17 protein-coding genes are annotated in these 16,482 nt (G+C 64.4%); 5 read left to right on the top strand and 12 right to left on the bottom strand.

All coding sequences use genetic code 11. From position 1 onward, the window contains the following. Positions 1 to 18 precede the first annotated feature (18 nt). On the top strand, positions 19 to 282 hold the full coding sequence (locus G6N73_RS22970; RefSeq protein WP_165031870.1) for a hypothetical protein: 264 nt from the start codon (positions 19 to 21) through the stop codon (positions 280 to 282). Between the two features lie 75 nt (positions 283 to 357). Next, positions 358 to 1,149 carry a hypothetical protein gene (locus G6N73_RS22965; protein WP_165031868.1) on the top strand — a complete coding sequence of 264 codons (792 nt, stop codon included), beginning with the start codon at positions 358 to 360 and terminating at the stop codon, positions 1,147 to 1,149. Here G6N73_RS22965 and G6N73_RS22960 read toward each other — a convergent pair whose 3' ends face one another. After that, positions 1,150 to 2,481, bottom strand: a complete 1,332-nt coding sequence (locus G6N73_RS22960; protein ID WP_165031866.1) for a dihydroorotase — start codon at positions 2,479 to 2,481, stop codon at positions 1,150 to 1,152. A gap of 86 nt (positions 2,482 to 2,567) precedes the next feature. Here G6N73_RS22960 and ygfZ point away from each other — a divergent pair, with 86 nt between their 5' ends. Both ygfZ and G6N73_RS22950 read left to right on the top strand, forming a co-directional pair. Continuing rightward, entirely contained in the window at positions 2,568 to 3,449 is an 882-nt protein-coding gene (gene ygfZ / locus G6N73_RS22955) for a CAF17-like 4Fe-4S cluster assembly/insertion protein YgfZ (protein WP_165031864.1), read from the top strand. After that, a complete protein-coding gene (locus G6N73_RS22950; RefSeq protein WP_165031862.1) occupies positions 3,449 to 4,060 on the top strand; it encodes a YfbR-like 5'-deoxynucleotidase in 612 nt (203 codons plus the stop codon). Before ygfZ ends, G6N73_RS22950 begins: the two co-directional genes overlap by 1 nt. 122 nt (positions 4,061 to 4,182) lie before the next feature. On the opposite strand, the gene G6N73_RS22945 is transcribed toward G6N73_RS22950, so the two are convergent. The 5 genes from G6N73_RS22945 to G6N73_RS22925 form a co-directional block, all read right to left on the bottom strand. After that, positions 4,183 to 4,758 carry a hypothetical protein gene (locus tag G6N73_RS22945; RefSeq protein ID WP_165031860.1) on the bottom strand — a complete coding sequence of 192 codons (576 nt, stop codon included), beginning with the start codon at positions 4,756 to 4,758 and terminating at the stop codon, positions 4,183 to 4,185. Between the two features lie 216 nt (positions 4,759 to 4,974). Then, positions 4,975 to 6,438 (bottom strand): RimK family protein, encoded by a 1,464-nt coding sequence (locus tag G6N73_RS22940; RefSeq protein ID WP_165031858.1) that lies wholly within the window; start codon positions 6,436 to 6,438, stop codon positions 4,975 to 4,977. Positions 6,439 to 6,444: 6 nt separating this feature from the next. Beyond that, positions 6,445 to 6,918: a GNAT family N-acetyltransferase gene (locus G6N73_RS22935; RefSeq protein ID WP_165031856.1), complete on the bottom strand. Its 474-nt coding sequence runs from the start codon at positions 6,916 to 6,918 to the stop codon at positions 6,445 to 6,447. 201 nt (positions 6,919 to 7,119) lie between these two features. After that, complete coding sequence (locus G6N73_RS22930; RefSeq protein WP_165031854.1) at positions 7,120 to 7,911, bottom strand: anti-sigma factor family protein; 792 nt, start codon at positions 7,909 to 7,911, stop codon at positions 7,120 to 7,122. Further along, positions 7,908 to 8,426 (bottom strand): RNA polymerase sigma factor, encoded by a 519-nt coding sequence (locus G6N73_RS22925; protein WP_165031852.1) that lies wholly within the window; start codon positions 8,424 to 8,426, stop codon positions 7,908 to 7,910. The genes G6N73_RS22930 and G6N73_RS22925 overlap by 4 nt, the downstream gene beginning before the upstream one ends. Before the next feature lie 206 nt (positions 8,427 to 8,632). Here G6N73_RS22925 and G6N73_RS22920 point away from each other — a divergent pair, with 206 nt between their 5' ends. Next, entirely contained in the window at positions 8,633 to 9,871 is a 1,239-nt protein-coding gene (locus G6N73_RS22920) for an MFS transporter (protein WP_165031850.1), read from the top strand. 11 nt (positions 9,872 to 9,882) lie between these two features. Here the strand turns inward: G6N73_RS22920 and G6N73_RS22915 are convergent, their stop codons facing one another. From G6N73_RS22915 to lepB, 6 genes are all read right to left on the bottom strand, one after another. Continuing rightward, complete coding sequence (locus G6N73_RS22915) at positions 9,883 to 12,624, bottom strand: DUF2339 domain-containing protein (RefSeq protein WP_165031848.1); 2,742 nt, start codon at positions 12,622 to 12,624, stop codon at positions 9,883 to 9,885. 140 nt (positions 12,625 to 12,764) lie between these two features. Further along, the gene (locus G6N73_RS22910; protein ID WP_165031846.1) at positions 12,765 to 13,283 is read right to left on the bottom strand and encodes a PaaI family thioesterase; all 519 of its coding nucleotides are present in this window, start codon (positions 13,281 to 13,283) and stop codon (positions 12,765 to 12,767) included. Continuing rightward, positions 13,280 to 14,041, bottom strand: coding sequence for a DNA repair protein RecO (gene recO / locus G6N73_RS22905; protein ID WP_165031844.1), 762 nt, complete (start codon positions 14,039 to 14,041; stop codon positions 13,280 to 13,282). The genes G6N73_RS22910 and recO overlap by 4 nt, the downstream gene beginning before the upstream one ends. Positions 14,042 to 14,059: 18 nt before the next feature. After that, the gene (era, locus tag G6N73_RS22900) at positions 14,060 to 14,974 is read right to left on the bottom strand and encodes a GTPase Era (RefSeq protein WP_165031842.1); all 915 of its coding nucleotides are present in this window, start codon (positions 14,972 to 14,974) and stop codon (positions 14,060 to 14,062) included. Continuing rightward, entirely contained in the window at positions 14,971 to 15,690 is a 720-nt protein-coding gene (gene rnc / locus G6N73_RS22895) for a ribonuclease III (RefSeq protein ID WP_165031911.1), read from the bottom strand. The genes era and rnc overlap by 4 nt, the downstream gene beginning before the upstream one ends. An 8-nt stretch (positions 15,691 to 15,698) precedes the next feature. Continuing rightward, a complete protein-coding gene (lepB, locus tag G6N73_RS22890; protein ID WP_165031840.1) occupies positions 15,699 to 16,448 on the bottom strand; it encodes a signal peptidase I in 750 nt (249 codons plus the stop codon). Between the last annotated feature and the right edge of the window lie 34 nt (positions 16,449 to 16,482).

Genomic DNA, 16,482 nt, shown 5'->3' with positions numbered 1-16,482 from the left:
TTGGAAGGGTGGTACAAAGTGGCAGTTGAACAGAGTGTTAGCGATCTCGACGCATTGGTCCGTGAAGAAAAGCGCCTGACCGCCGTCGAATGTCATAACGAGGCCTGGGCGGAGGGACTTTCCGCCGGCATCGAGGCTGAAATCATCGCGGAAGCCGCGCTCGCGACGGCATTTGCCGAGATTTTGCGCAATAATGGCGAGGATGAGGCCCTGGCGCTGCTCGACCGCATGCGCGACAAGGTAATCGCGGGCGAGTTCGAACCGGTTCGCGTGCGACATTGACACGTTCCGCCTAGGGCTTTTCATTGTGCGATGGCGTGGGGCGCGATATGGCGGCGCGCCCGGAGAAACTGCGGAATGGATCATCAAACAGGCGAATCGCGCCGCTACGGCGCTGCCGCCGGACTGGTCGCGCGCCTGGCGGCGGGAATCTGCCTCTCGTTCCTGTTTGGAGTCTCCGCCAACACGCCGGCCTTCGCGCTTAGCGAAATCAAGCGCGAGGAATTGCCGGCGCCTACCTCGCCTGCTCCCTCGGGGGACGGCATAGGAAACACCGTGCCATTTCCCGACCCGGTGCAGCCTCCGTCCGCCGACCAGCCAGTCGACCCCGAAAAGACCGGCCCCTCGGGACAGGAAACGCCGGAAGGCGTAGAGCTGCCGGATACCGAAGCCACGGGTCCGCTGCCGGAGGTGATCTACGACGTGGAAAGGCTGCCCCCTGACGTCAAACGCATGCGCGCGCTTCTGATCGAAGCGGCGAAGAGCGGCGATATCGAAAGACTGCGGCCGCTGATCGGGCTCGGCGACGACATGACCCAGCTTTCGCTGGCGGGCATAGAAGGCGATCCGATCGAGCACGTCAAAAGCCTCTCGGGAGACGCTGAAGGCCGCGAAATCCTCGCGATCATGGAAGAGGTGCTGAGCGCAGGCTATGTGCATCTCGATGCCGGCGGCGCGGAAGAACTCTATGTCTGGCCGTACTTCTTCGCCATTCCGCTCGACAGGCTTGATGCGCGTCAGCATGTCGAACTGTTCAAGATCGTGACCGCCGGCGACTACGAGGACATGAAGAATTTCGGCTCGTATATCTTCTATCGCCTCGGCATTACCCCGGACGGCCGCTGGGCGTTCTTCGTCGCCGGCGAATAGTCAAGCGGGCAGTGCCTCGGAGAATTCGACGGCGCTGCCCTTCCAGGCTTCGACGATCTCGGCCTCCCACATCACGCGCTGGCCGCGCACGATCGTTCCGACCGGCCAGCCTGTCACCTGCTTGCCATGATACGGCGTCCAGCCCGCCTTCGAGCCGGCCTGCTCGTTGGTGATGGTCTCGCGGCGCTTCAGGTCGACCACGGTGAAGTCGGCGTCATAGCCGGCGGCAATGCGACCCTTGCGGGCCATCCCGAACAGGCGATGCGGACCGTGGCTGCTCAGGTCGACAAAGCGTTCGAGTGTCAACCGCCCCGCATTCACATGGTCGAGCATGATCGGCACCAGCGTTTGCACGCCGGTCATGCCCGATGGCGAGGCCGGATAGGGTTTTGCCTTTTCCTCAAGCGTATGCGGCGCGTGGTCGGAACCCAGCACGTCGACGATGCCCTGCGAAATGCCTTGCCAGACGCCGTCGCGATGCCGCTTGTCGCGCACCGGCGGGTTCATCTGGAGTAGCGTGCCGAGCCGCGCATAGTCGTCCGCTGACAGCGTCAAATGATGCGGCGTCGCCTCGCAACTCGCCACGTCCTTATGGTCTTGGAGGAACGCGATTTCCTCGGCCGTGGAAATGTGCAGCACGTGGATGCGGGCGCGCACCTGCCGGGCGATGCGCACTAGCCGCTCGGTGCAGCGCAGCGCCGCGATCTCGTCGCGCCAGACCGGATGCGAGGACGGGTCGCCCTCTACGCGTTCGCCCAGGCGCTCGCGCAGCCGGAACTCGTCCTCGGAATGGAAGGCTGCCCGGCGGCGGGTGTTCCTCAGGATCGAGGCTACGCCCTCGTCGTCTTCGACCAGCAGGTCGCCGGTGGACGAGCCCATGAACACCTTGATCCCCGCCGCGCCCGGCAGCCGCTCCAGTTCGGCGACGTCACCGGCGTTCTCCCGCGTGCCGCCGACCCAGAAGGCGAAATCGCAATGCATGCGGTTCGTCGCCCGCTTCACTTTGTCGGCCAGTGTCTCGGCGCTGGTGGTTAGCGGATTGGTGTTGGGCATCTCGAAGACCGCGGTGACGCCTCCCAGCACCGCTGCGCGCGAGCCCGATTCGAGGTCTTCCTTGTGCGCGAGGCCCGGCTCGCGGAAATGGACCTGCGTATCCACCACCCCCGGCAGGATATGCAGCCCGCGGCAATCGACGGTTTCGCCGGCCGAGGCCTGCGCCAGATCGCCGATGGCGGCGACGCGCCCGCCGGTCACGCCAATGTCGCGCAGGCCGGTCCCGTCCTGGTTGACCACCGTGCCGCCCTTCAGGATAAGGTCGAAAGTCGTCGCCATTTGCCCTGCCTCTGGCTCTTGCTCGCGCGTTGCGTGCGGCTTACGTAATGGCCGACCGATTTGCAACATCAGGTACGTTGCCGCCCATGCCCACCGCCCAGTTAGACGATCGCGCGCTCATCTCCGTGTCGGGTGCCGATGCGGAGCACTTCTTGCAAAACATCGTGACCGCCGATCTCGATGCGCTGGCGGCCGGCGAGGCGAAACCAAGCGCGCTTTTGACACCGCAGGGCAAGATACTGTTCGATTTTCTCGTCTCGCGCGACGCCGAAAGCGGCCTCGTCCTCGAATGCCGCGCCGATGTGGCAGGTGATTTCGTCCGCCGTCTGATGCTCTACAGGCTCCGAGCCAAGGTCGATATTTCCGTGCAGGAACAGGCGCTTGTCTCGGTTTCATGGCGGGATGATTCAGAGGCTTCAGCTTCCGATTCAAGTTCTTCGCAAACTGAATCAACCGGATTGCGCGACCTGCGCTTCCCTTCGCCGGCGACGGTAATCAGGCACTACGGACAAATGCTGGGCGGAAACGTTGCCGCGTGGCACGCGTTCCGCATAGCCCACGGCATCGCCGAGAGCGGTGCGGACTACCAACTGGGCGACGCCTTTCCGCACGATGTGCTGCTCGACCAGATGGACGGCGTCGGTTTCCGGAAGGGCTGCTATGTCGGGCAGGAAGTGGTCTCGCGCATGCAGCATCGTGGCACTGCGCGCCGACGCGTGCTGATCGCTTCGGCCGAAAGCGAGCTGCCGGCGTCTGGCGCTGATATCCTTGCCAACGGCAGGTCCATCGGCACACTCGGGTCGGTTTCAGGCAAATCCGCCCTGGCGATCGTACGCATCGACAAGGTCAAGGCGGCAATGGACGACGGTGTGCCGACCCTCGCCGACGGCGCGGCCTTGTTGCTCGCAATACCGGAATGGGCGAAATTCTCGTTTCCCGAGGAGACGGCCGCGGGGGATGACGCCTGATGGCCGACAGGCCCGGAGCGCCGCCGCGCGCCTGGCAGCGCATGCTGTCTGGCCGCCGCCTCGACCTGCTCGACCCCTCGCCGCTCGACATCGAAATTTCCGACATCGCCCACGGGCTCGCCCGCGTGGCGCGCTGGAACGGGCAAACCGCCGGCGACCACGCCTTCTCGGTCGCCCAGCATTCGCTGCTGGTGGAAGCGATCTATTCCCGGCAGGCAAAAGACGCATCGCCCGACCAACAATTGGCGGCCCTGCTCCACGACGCTCCCGAATATGTGATCGGCGACATGATATCGCCCTTCAAATCCGTTGTCGGCGGCGGCTACAAGGCGGTCGAGGAGCGGCTGCAGCGCTCGATCCATATAAGTTTCTGCCTCCCGGCCGAGATTGGCGAGAAGCTGAAGAAAGACATCAAGCGGGCGGACCAGGTCGCCGCCTATTTCGAGGCGACAATGCTGGCCGGCTTCTCCGAAGCGGAAGCGACCCAGTTTTTCGGAAGGCCGCGCGGGATTTCCGCCGACGGGCTCGACATCCTGCCGGTCTCGACGAAGACCGTGCAGAAGGCGTTTCTGAAACGCTTCGAGGCGATACAGAAATCGCGCGGCAGATGATCCGGCTGCAATCGCCAGGCTGAAGCGATCACCGCAGCGCCGGCTTTAAAGTGCACCCAGTTCCACCTGCAAAGCCGGCGGAACTGGTGCGCCCCGCCGGCCGGCAGATGCGGATTTCAAGCTCAGCGCGAGTAAACGATCACGCTTCCATCCGCGTTCAGCGACGCGGCCACAACCGAAGAAACATCGACGTTCGAGGCGGCCAAAGCCTCTGAAATCGCGGCGTTCGCCGCAATCTGGCTTTGGAGCGCGCTCGCCGCCTCCCCATTGTCCGAAAGTGCGTTTTCGACCGCAGTCTCGTTTTGGCCTTTTGCGAGCGCATCGATACTCACAACGCTGACTTTCGACGCGTCGGTCACCGAGGACAAGTTCGCTTCCGATTTCGCGGTAGAGCGAATGGACGATACGGCATCGCCAAATTTCGGGCCGGCGCCTGTCGATGCGTCTGCGCCCGCCGCAGCATTGACGCCCACGTCAGCCTTGCCCTGCGCGCCTCCCGGCGACGCGCCATCCGCGGCAGCTTTGCCGCTCCCACCAAGGCCGACGCTCGCTCCACCGTCGGCGCCTGCGCCGACACTTGCCCCGGCGCCGACATCGCCGGATACGCTCAAGCCGCCTGCCAAGGCGATGGAGGGAGCCGCCAGCATGGAAGCGGCGACGAGAGCAGCGGTCGTGATTGAAAGGACGGTTTTCATCATGTTTCCTCTTCCTGTTCGAACAAACTCCGGCGGCGCAGGTGGCAACCGCCAGCATGTCGGAGCCTATTGCCCCGTTTGTTCGTGCAGTGGCAGGAACGTGACGGTTGGAAGGCGCGGCCTCACGTTTACCGCGTCGCTGTCGTCACATGTGAATGCCCGCGCAACGGGTTTGCCGCCGAATCCGGCCTGTCCAGGCAGGCAGCCCTTCGTTGCCAGCTACCGCCCCTGCCGGTCCAGCCGGTCGAGAAACCACTGCGTCAGCCGCACCCAGACCTCATCCTTTTCGCCCGAATCCTCCCAGCCATGATCGAGATTGGGGTTGTCGTTCACTTCGATGACGAAGACGCCGTCGGCGGTTTCCTTCAGGTCGACGCCGTAGAGCCCGTCGCCGATGCAGCGTGCGGCGCTCACCGCCGTCTCTACGACGTGCGTCGGGGCCTCCTTCAGGGTGAAGGTGCGGATGCCGCCCTGGTCCGGCTTGCCGGAACGCTCGTGATTGACGATCTGCCAGTGCTTCTTCGCCATAAGGTAATGCACGGCGAAGAGCGGCTGGCCGCCAAGCACGCCTATGCGCCAGTCATATTCGGTCGGGATGAATTTCTGGGCGATCAAAAGGTCTGAATCCTCCAGCCAGAGCGTCGCCAGCGTCCTCAGCTCCTCGAAATTCGACGCCTTCTTCACGCCGCGCGAAAACGAGCTGTCGGGGATTTTCAGGATCAGCGGAAAACCCAGCGTCTGCGCCGCGACTTCCAGATCGGACGGGCCGGCAATCATCACCGTTGGCGGCACCGGCACCTTGTTGTAGCTCATCAACTCGTTGAGATAGACTTTGTTGGTGCAGCGGATCATCGACAGCGGATCGTCGATCACCGGCATTCCCTCCTGCTGCGCACGCCGCGCGAAGCGGTAAGTGTGGTTGGAGATAGATGTCGTCTCGCGGATGAACAGCGCGTCGTAATTTGCGAGCTTTGCCAGATCCTTCTTCGTGATCGGCTCGACCTCAACGCCCATCTTTTCGGCGATCTTGGCCCAATAGCGCAGCGAGGAAATCTCGGAGGGCGGCAGATCCTCGTTCGGATTGACCAGCGTGGCGAAGGAATAACGCGCAGGCGTGCGGGTCTTGGTATCGCGCCATTCGCGGTTGGTGTAGGCGGCCAGGCTCTCCAGGAAACGCGGCTTTTCCTCGGGGCTCATGCGCGTCAGCGAATAAAAGCCGATCTTGTGGATCGAAGCCCATTGCCGGTTGTCTTTGATGGAAACTTCCAGGGCCGGCGCGCGAAACCAGTCGAACAGCAGCTTGGCGAAACGGTCCCATGCCTTTGATGGGCCGATGCCGAAGAAGAAGGTCACCTTTGCCGGGAAGGAGCCGCCCAGCTCCTTGCGGCACTTGTTGAGCGCCTGCTCCAGTTCCGGCAGCGCGTGTTCATAAAGCTTGTGCTCGGACAGGTCGATCATCGTCTCGACGGTCGGGATGACCTTGTGGCCGCGCGAACTCGCCAGCAGCGAGGCATAATAGCCGCGGCTCTGATAGGCATAGTTGCTCGAAAGGTTGATGACCTTCGGGCGCTGGCCGCGAAACAGCGCCGGGTGCGCGAGGTAGTCGCGGTTGGTTATGATCTTGTGCGGCGTCGCAACCTGGTCGAGATCGCTTTGCCGGCCGGTAAGTATGACCCAGGTCATTGTCGTTCACGCTTTCGGGTGGATGGCGGCCGGTTCGGCCAAGTGAAGCGGCTTTTCGTACAGCAGGGCGGCAGCGCCGTCGGCATAGTAGCCCGGCTTGCGCCCGAATCGGCGGTAGCCGCTTTTCTCGTAAAGCCCTATCGCCCGGCCGTTGTCTTCGCGCACTTCCAGGCGCAGTTCCTCGCAGCCACGGACGGCTGCCGTGTCTTCGGCAGCCGCAAGCAGCGTCCGGCCGATGCCGCTGCCGCAAGCGGCCCCGAGCGAGTAGAGGCGCGCTTTGCGGCTGCCGGCGCGAAACAGCACGGCGCAATAGCCGGCGACGACGCCTTGCGCGACCGCCACCAGGACGGTGGCTGAAGCGCTATCGACCATGTTCCGAAATGATTTTCGGGAAATGCGGTCCGCCTCGAAAACCGCGTTTTCGAGCGCTGCCAGGGCATCGACGTCAGACGCGCGGGCCAGGCGGATTTCAGCAGGCATGCGGACCGGAAAACCTCAATCGGCGGGTGAAGATCAGGCTGGTCGAAGGCGTCCCTGCCCGGCCGTCGGCGGAGGCATCGGATGCGAATCGCTCCTCGATTCGGGCTGAATTGTGACTCGTCTTTTCCGATCTGTCTGCTGGCCGTATTTGGTGCATCAGGCGCGTTTCGGTGGCCCAAGCGAACCGGGAAACCGCGGCTGTCAGCCCTTCATGCCCTGCAGCAGTTGGCGGTAGGCGGTATTTGCGACCTTGAGCAGCACCTCTTCCGGCAAATTGCCGGCCACCGCGCAGCCATAGCCGTCGTCCAGCCAGTACAGCGCGCGCGTGTCGCCTTCTTCGAGCAGGCGGAAGCCGGTTTCGGTGTTGGAGCTGTCGCGCGCCACATAAAGCGAAATGCGGTTGCCGGTACGGTCCTGGTACATGAACTGCGCGGCGGTCTTTGTTGCCGCCGCCGGCAGCAAGCGCCCGCCGATCAGTTCGAAGCCCTCGGCCGAAAGGTCGGGCGCCACCAACGTCACGCCGATCCGTTTGGACAGCCAGCCGACCAGATGCTCCTTCTGGTCTGCGCCGACTTCCACGACATGCAGCTTTTCGGCGGCATAGATGGCATGGGCGGCGATTGCGCCGTCGGCCAGTTGGATTGCTGTCCCGTTCACCGGCCGCCAGCCGGAAGCCCCCAGAAAATACCCGCCCAAACCACCAGCCGCGAAGATCAGCGCCGCAGCCGCCATCCGCCAGCGCGGGGCTGAATTGCGTGATGCGGGCTGAGTTTCACCGGCCACGATTTTTGCAAGACGATCCGGCACGGGCTCGTCGAGCACACCTGCTACCGCCCCGCGCAGCAGGTCGCGATCCGCCTCATAGCGCCGGTTCTTCGCTTGCATGTCCGGGTGGGTTTCCAGCCACCGTTCATAGGCCGCGCGTTCGTCCTGCGGCAGTTCGCTGTCGAGCGCCAGGTGGATGTCGCGTTCGCTGAATTCGCGCATGGTCATGGCTCGACCACCCTTATCGTCCGCCGCCGCGCGCCATCGTCGAGCAGGCCGCGCAATTCGTCGCGCCCGCGCGCGATCCGCGACATCAGCGTGCCGGCCGGCACGCCCAGCACGTTGGCGGCTTCGGCATAGGAAAACCCTTCGACCGCAACCATCAGTATGGCGGCGCGGCGATCCGGACTGATGGCCTGCAGCGCATCGAGTATCTCGCGGGAAGCGACATCCTCGGCCTGGTGCGCGGGCAGCGACATCGCTTCGCTCGCCTCGATCTGCAGCATGGATGCCTCGCCGCGCCTTTTCACCTTGCGCATCTGATCGACGAAGAGGTGGTGCATGATGGTGAACAGCCAGCGGCGCGGACTGTCGCCGGTGCGCCAATTGTCGAGGCGGACAAGCGCGCGTTCCAGGCTGTCCTGGACGAGATCGTCGGCGGCGTCGCGGTCACGCAGCAAGGCTCGCGCGTAGCGGCGCAAGCGCGGTATTTCCGCAAGTATTGCTGCCTTCCGGTCGTCCATCGCGGTGTTTATCCCCTTCTCTCTGATTCCAGATAGAACTCCCGATCGCAAGCGCGAACAGGCAGCATATCGCCAACGTCCCAGCGCGCCGGATTCGTCCCGGCGGCGCTATCGCATCAAGGATTTTGAAGCATCGCCCACAACCATTCATTTGCGCTACAGAAAGCCGTTCGGCTAAAACTCCGATCCCTGATGGAGACAAGGCAATGGCGATGACGGCGAACGCGAAGGCCCCGGCGAAGAGTGTTCCGTGGCTGATCATCATTTGCGGCTGCTTGATCGCCGCGCTGACCTTCGGCCCGCGCTCGGCCATGGGCTTCTTCCAGCTGCCGATGCTGGCTGAAAAGGGCTGGGACCGGACGACGTTCGGCCTCGCCATGGCGCTGCAGAACCTGTTCTGGGGCCTCGGCCTCCCCTTCTTCGGCGCCATCGCCGACCGCTACGGCACCTGGCGCGTGCTGGCGCTCGGCGGCGTCATCTACGCCGCCGGTCTCTACATGATGGCGACGGCCTCCTCCATCGCGGCGCTGCATATTGGCGGCGGCGTGCTCGTCGGCCTCGGCGTCGCGGCCGGATCGTTCTCCATCGTTCTCGCCGCCTTCGCCCGCCACACGCCGCCCGAAAAGCGCTCGGTCGTCTTCGGCATCGGCACCGCGGCCGGCTCCGCCGGCATGTTCATTTTCGCCCCGATCAGCCAGGGCATGATCGACGCCTATGGCTGGTCCGACACGCTGATCTACATGAGCGCGGCGATGTTGATCATCCCGGTGCTGGCGATGCCGCTCTACGGCAGCTCGCACAATGCCCTTGCCGCGCAAAAGGCGGCGCAGCAGTCGGTCAGCCATGCGCTGCGCGAAGCTTTCGCGCACAAAAGCTATGTGCTTCTCGTCTCCGGCTTCTTCGTCTGCGGTTTCCAGGTGGCGTTCATCACCGCGCATTTCCCCGCCTACATCGGCGATATCGGCATAGACGCGCGCTACGCGGTCATCGCGCTGGCGCTGATCGGCTTCTTCAACATCATCGGCTCGCTTGCTTCAGGCGCGATCGGCCAGAGATATTCCAAGCCGATCTTCCTCGCCTGGATCTATATCGGGCGGTCGATCGCGGTGACGGCATTCCTGCTCCTGCCGCAGACGCCGGCGAGCGTCGTCGTTTTTGCGATCGTGATGGGTCTCTTGTGGCTCTCGACGGTTCCGCCGACCAATGCGCTCGTCGCCATCATGTTCGGCACGCGCCATCTCGGACTCTTAGGCGGCCTCGTATTCCTGTCGCACCAGATCGGCTCGTTTCTCGGCGTCTGGCTCGGCGGCTATCTCTACGACCGCTTCGGCACCTACGACCCGGTGTGGTGGCTCGGCGTCGCGCTCGGCCTGTTCGCAGCCGTGGTCCACTGGCCGATCAAGGAACGGCCGGTCGAGCGGATGCAGTTGGCGGCGGCTGAGTAGGTTTATCTCGCCTACTGCGCCTTCGCGGGCTCGTCCGTCTGGGCCGCCCGCGTCAGCAGTCGCTGGTAGAACAGACCGATGCCGATCAGAACGGCGCCGAGGCCGATGAAGGATAGCGCGCGCAGCACGCCTTCAAGTTCCGACATGTCGAACAGGAACACCTTGGCGACGGCGATGGCGATCAGCACGCCCGAAGCGATGCGCAGAATGTACGACTTCTGCCAGACGCCGGCGATCAGCAGGCCGACGCCCATGGCCAGCCAGAGCGCCGAATAGGAGTAGGTCTCGAGCTGGCCGAGCCCGCTCCAGAAGCCGATGAACTCGCCCTTGAACAGCCGCCGCACCGACAGCGTCGCGTAGGCGAAGGCGAGTGTCGCTCCGACCAGCGCCAGCATCGCCGAATACCAGCGCGGGCGTTTGCCGCGCGCATAGAGCGCCAACGCCCCGGCGGCGATTGCCGGCAGAAGATAAGCCAGCAACAACAGATTGAAGAAGGGGATTCTTCCGGTCGACTCGTCGGTAAACAGCGGATTCAGGACGAAGAAGTGGTTCGCGACGATGAGGATGGCGGACACGCACCCGGCTGCAATCGAGCCGTAGCGCAGCACGGGACTCGGCGAACGCATGTCGAGCGCGATGAGGATCGCCCCTGCCCCGAGCGCGAGCAGCGTATAGATGGCCTGTTCGGCAAGCGTCGGGGCGCCGGAGTCTATCACGCCGCCATGCATGGCGTGGCGCACCAGCATTGCGACCGTCAGCAACGAAAACAGCGCGGCCGCCGCTTCCATGACCAGACGCGGCCGGCCGGCGGTGGTTCGGGCCAATTGCCAGGCGGCGAAACCGAACGCGAGCGCCGGGATGCCATAGCCGGGCAGGAGCGCGTTGAACACCGGGGTCCTGCCGAGGAATTCCTGGCCGACGATCGTTGGATCGACCGCGATCCGCATTATCACGACGATCGCCGCTCCGACGCAGAGCCAGCCCAGCACGGGATAGCCACGCTGCCGTGTCGCCAGTGCGGGCAGCGCAGCGGCTGCGCCGACAAGAACCGTCGTCAGGCCTGGCCCGAACGCCATGTGCAGCATCAGCACGAAAGCGACGCCCGCCCCCGCCAGCGCGAAGGACACGGACAGGGCGCCGGTGAGCGGCGGATTTTCGGCCCTGGCGATCGCCTCGCCGCCGGCCGCCAGGATCGCGCCGAGCAGCAGCGCAACAGCCGCGAGGCCGTAGTCGCGGTCGGGATTGCCGGAAATTATCCAGACCGCCGCGAGTATGGCGAGCGGCGTGGCGGCGGCCCACGCGGCCCAATGCGCGCCGCGAATTGGCGCTGATGCCGCCAGGTTTCTTGCGCTCCAAAGGCCCGTGGCCAGGAAGAGCGCGCCGAGCACGGCCCCGATATAGGGCATGGACGCAGGGAACGGAGCAGCGGGAAAACCCTCGACGACGAGGCTGCCGCCGGCAAAATCGAACGCGAAGGAACCGCTCAGCGCCGCACGGGCGTAGGCGGCGACAGACGCCACACCCGCGGCGTGGAGAAGCGCGGGCGCCCCCGGGCGATAGAGCGCTATAGCGACCATCGCCGCGATCAGAACGGCGCCGTAGAGCGCGCCGCCCGCGGCCTGATAGTCCGGGTTGATCAGCAGCGATAGCGCCGCAAGCGCAACCGATAATGCCGGAATGGCTGTCGGCCAGTCGAATGCAACCGGCGCTTCCTCGCCGCCGGCGCGCCCGCCAAGCCAGATGAAAGCCAGCGACAGCAGGATGACCAGGTTGATGAAAAGCACGACGGTGAAGTCGACGGTGCCCGATCCGGCCATATAGACTAGGCACCAGAGCCCTGTTCCGGCGAAGGCCGCGCCGGCAAGCAAGCGCCAGTCGCGCAGCCTGGCAATCGCGGCCGTGGCCACCAGCACGATCGCCAGATAGCCGAACAGCGCCCAGGCGTTCGGGGCTTCGGAAGCGACGAGCAGCGGCGTGACAAGCGAGCCGAGCAGGCCGAATCCGGCCAACGCCTGCCCGTGCAGGAGGGCGGCGGCGATTGCGCCGACGCCGATTATCCCCATCAGCACGAAGGCGAAAGCCGGACCGATGAAGCCATAGACGCCGTGCGCTGCGTAGACCGCCCCGAACAGGGTGAAGGCGCCGGCGGCGGTCAATATGCCAGGGATGTAAGCGTTGTTGCCACCGTTCAGCGGTATCTCGAAGCCGGTGCGGCGGATGAACTCGCCTGCGCCGACGAGCGCCAGGCCGAGCAGCGCCGCCATTGTCAGGCGCACGCCAGGGCCAAAGATGCCAGCCTCGATCGAATAGCGGATCAGGAACACGCCGCCGAGCGCCAGCGCTATGCCGCCGACCCAGACTGCCCAGCGCGTGCCGAGCGCTGTTTCTATATCGGCCCTCGCAGCGGCCGGCCTGGCAGTTGGGGCAGGCGCGGGTTCAACGCTTGCCGCATCCCTCCCCTCACGCGTTCCCCATGGTCCCGCCGGTCCGGCAGGCTCACCGGCAGCTTCCTCCGCGGCCTCGGAAACTGCACTATCCACGATGGGTTCGCCGGTCCGCTCGATAGCGGCAGCGGGCGCTTGTTCTTCCGCCGCGGCCGTGGTTGCGGCAGCCGGCGGCATGGAGAGGACGCGGGAGCGCAGCGCGCCAAGCTCGCGCTCGACCAATCTCAGCCGCGTATTCAGGCGAATGACGATCACGACAAGCGCCACAAGGCCGAGCGTGCCCAGCAGCCCGAAGCTGTCGAAAAACATGGCCGTTCCCCCGAATTCAGCCGTGGCAGTCCTTACTTGCTATATAGCACAATCCCGAAAAGTTGCAGACTTTCGGACAAGATCATGCGTCCAATCAATAAGTTAGAGCCGAATTCGATCTCATCGGGATGGAGCAGGCTTTAGCGCGCCGCCAGATTGGCTACCGGAAAGATCGAACAGGTTTCGGTACCGAAAGCGAGCAGTTTTCCTTGGCCGTCCTTCAGTGTGGCTTCCGAAACGGCGAGCGTGCGGCCCTTGTGCACGACACGGCCCTCGCAGACGACCTCGCCAGTTTTCGGCGTGATCGGCCGGATCAAATTCACCTTGAACTCGGCCGTTGTGTAGGCCTCGCCCTTCTCCAGAAGCGTCTGGACCGAGCAGGCCAGCGCCGAATCCATGATGGTGGCGGCCCAGCCGCCATGGACGCCGCCCAGCGGGTTCAGATGGCGCTCGCCGGGCAAGCCGCGAAACACCGCCCGCCCTTCTGAGACTTCGGTCAGGGCGAAATTCAGAAGCGCCGATATGGGCGGAGCGGCGTATTCCCGGTCAATGATCCGCTGCAGAAGCTCGATGCCGGAAAATCTGGCTATGTCTTCGAAAGGGATTGTGCCTAGGCCGAGTGGGGAGACGTAACCCGGGAACAGTTCGACCTCGCTCATGCGGCATGTTCTCCGGTGGTATGCGGTTCGTTAGGGCGGTGCTTTCGAAGCGCCGCGAGAAATCCTGCCCTCGCATCGGGCGCCTCGATGCCACGCGGCTCGTAGACATGGCGCGCGAAGAAGAAACCGGTGAGCCGGAAGGCGTCCTCAATCGACGCGCGGTCGGCGCGCAGGCCGGAATTGCCGAGCAAGAAGGCCGGCAACGGCAGCATTTTCGCACTCCACGGCGCACCGGCGGCGCGCGACACCGCGCGGCCAGTCTTCGGCGACACATAGGCCAGATCGCTGCGCGCGCCGGTGGCGGCGCATTGCGTCAGATCGAGCCCGAAACCGAGTTCGTCGAGCACAAGCAGTTCGAAGCGCACGACGAGTTCGCCGGCGGTGTCCGGATCGTCGAGATGCTCGATCATCAGGACCAGCATCTCATAAAGCCCAGCGTGCGGATCGCGCTCGGGAAGCAGGCGCAAATGCGCGGCAAGCGTCTGCAGCCCATAAACAGCGACGGCGCTGTCGAACAGCCGCGCCGCATTGAGTTCCAGCGGTTCAGCCTGGAACGTGCCGAGATGCTCGTCGAGCCGCGCCCGCCAGATCAGGTCGACACGGTTGCCGGCCTGTAGCAGGGGCTGCTGCTTGCGCGAGCGCCCGCCACGCACAAGCCCGAGATGGCGGCCATGCGCGCGCGTCATCACCTCAAGTATGACGCTGGTTTCGCCATGCTTGCGGGCGCCGAGTATGATTCCTTCGTCGCGCCATTCCATCGCCGGAGAGTTTACTCCTCAGCGCGGGAATTCAAGCCCCATCTCGCGGTAGCGCTCAGGGTCGTCGCCCCAGTTTTCGCGCACCTTCACGAACAGGAAGAGATGCACCTTCTGCTCGAGGATCTCGCCGATATCCTTGCGGGCCGCCTGCCCGATCGAGCGGATCGTCTCGCCCTTGTGGCCGAGCACGATCTTCTTCTGGCTGTCGCGCTCGACATAGATCACCTGCTCGATGCGCACCGAGCCGTCCGGCTTCTCTTCCCATTTCTCCGTCTCGACATGCGACGAATAGGGCAGTTCCTGGTGCAGGCGAAGATAGAGTTTTTCGCGCGTGATTTCTGCGGCGAGCTGGCGCATCGGCAGATCGGAGATCTGGTCCTCGGGATAAAACCATGGACCCACCGGCAGCGTTTCGGCGAGATGGTCGAGGATCGCATCGCATCCCGCGCCGGTGAGCGCCGAAACCATGAAGGTGCGCTGGAAATCGACGCGCTCATTGGCGGTCGCGGCTAGCGCTAGCAGGCTTTCCGGCTTGACCCGGTCGAGCTTGTTCAGAACCAGGATCTTCGGCTGGCGGACATCGGCCAGGTTGGTCAGCATGGCGTCGGCGTCGCCCTTGATGCCGCGTTCGGCGTCGATCAGCACCAGCACCACGTCGGCGTCCTTCGCGCCGCCCCAGGCGGTGGTCACCATCGCCTGGTCGAGACGCCGCCGCGGGCGGAAGATGCCCGGCGTATCGACAAAGACGATCTGCGCGTTCTTGTGGGTGGCGATGCCGCGGACGATGGCGCGCGTCGTCTGCACCTTGTGCGTGACGATCGACACTTTCGCGCCGACAAGCTGATTGACGAGGGTCGATTTGCCGGCATTGGGCGCGCCGATCAGGGCGACGAAGCCGGAACGCGTCTCAGGCAGGCTTCCGGGCTCGGTCACGACGACTTTCCTTCTTCTTCCCAGACGCCTTCGCGGATCAGGAAGGCCGCTGCAGCTGCCTGCTCGGCCGCTTGCCTGGAGGGGCCTGCGCCGCTGATGGCCGGAAAGCCCTCGGCCGCCACTGACACCGTGAAGATCGGCTCGTGGTCTGGTCCTTCGCGGCTGATGATGGAATAGATCGGCCTCAGCCCGTCATGTCGCGCCAGCCATTCCTGAAGCTCGGTCTTGGCGCTGCGCAGCAGTTTTGCCACCGTTTCCGCGCGGTGCTCCCAATGGCGGGCGATAAATGCGCGGGCCGGTTCGAGACCGCCGTCCAGATAGATCGCGGCGATGAGCGCCTCGACCGCGTCGGCGAGCGCGTTCCCAACCCTCCGGCCCTTCGCGGCCTTCGCCACCGGGTCGGCGTGGATCAGTTTGTCCAGCCCGATCTCGATGGCGATCACGCCGCAGCTTTCGCCGCTCACCAGCGCATTCAGCCGAACCGCGAGCTCGCCCTGGCGGGCATCGGGATAACGGCGAAACAGCATTTCCGCGATGACGAGGCCCAGCACCCGGTCGCCCAGGAACTCCAGCCTTTCATTGTCCGCGCCGTCGGAGCCCCTTTTGCTCGCATGGGTCAGCGCCCGCCGCAGCATCGCGGTGTCACGGAAGACGTATCCGGTCCGCTCCCCGATCGCCTCCGCGAGTTCATGTTCGGAAAGGCGCTTGGCGGCCATTTTCTTGGTCAGCGGACGAAATCGAACAGGCGCGACGGACGCATCTGCGTCGGCCATTTCCAGATTTCCAGCGGGCTTGCACCCTCGGCAATCGAGAAGAAGATAATGTTGGCGCGGCCGACCAGGTTCTCCTCCGGCACGAAGCCCACCGAGAAGCGGCTGTCGGTTGAATTGTCGCGGTTGTCGCCCATCATGAAATAATGGCCCTCGGGAACGATGAATTCGCGCGTGTCGTCGCCGATCGAATTCGGCGTGAGATCGAGCGTATCGTAGCTGACGCCGTTGGGCAGCGTTTCGCGATAGACGTCGACCGGACCGCTGACTTCGGTGATGTCGGGATTGTCGATCTGGCCGACCTTTTCGCGCGGAACGGCCTGGTCGTTGATGAACAACTGGCCGTCCCTGACCTGTATCCGGTCGCCGGGCAGGCCGATGACGCGCTTGATATAGTCGAGCGAAGGGTTCGGCGGCAGCTTGAATACGGCAACGTCGCCGCGCTCGGGCGCGTTGCCGAAGATGCGGCCGGAAAAGATGTTCGGCGAGAACGGCAGCGAGTGGCGCGAATAGCCGTAGGCCCATTTGGTGACGAAGAGGTAATCGCCTTCGAGCAGCGTCGGCCGCATCGAACCCGAGGGAATGGAGAAGGGCTGAAACAGGAAAGTCCGAATGACCAACGCCAGGATCAGCGCCTGCACGATGACGCTGACGGTCTCGCCAAGCCCGCCGCTTTTCTTCCCGGTTTTTTCAGCCACGCTCATGAAGTCCTCGTTTCGTCGGTTGGGTATAAGGGCT

The sequence above is a fragment of the Allomesorhizobium camelthorni genome (assembly GCF_011045125.1).
Classification (GTDB): domain Bacteria; phylum Pseudomonadota; class Alphaproteobacteria; order Rhizobiales; family Rhizobiaceae; genus Allomesorhizobium; species Allomesorhizobium camelthorni.
This window is presented reverse-complemented; position numbering and strand designations above follow the sequence as displayed.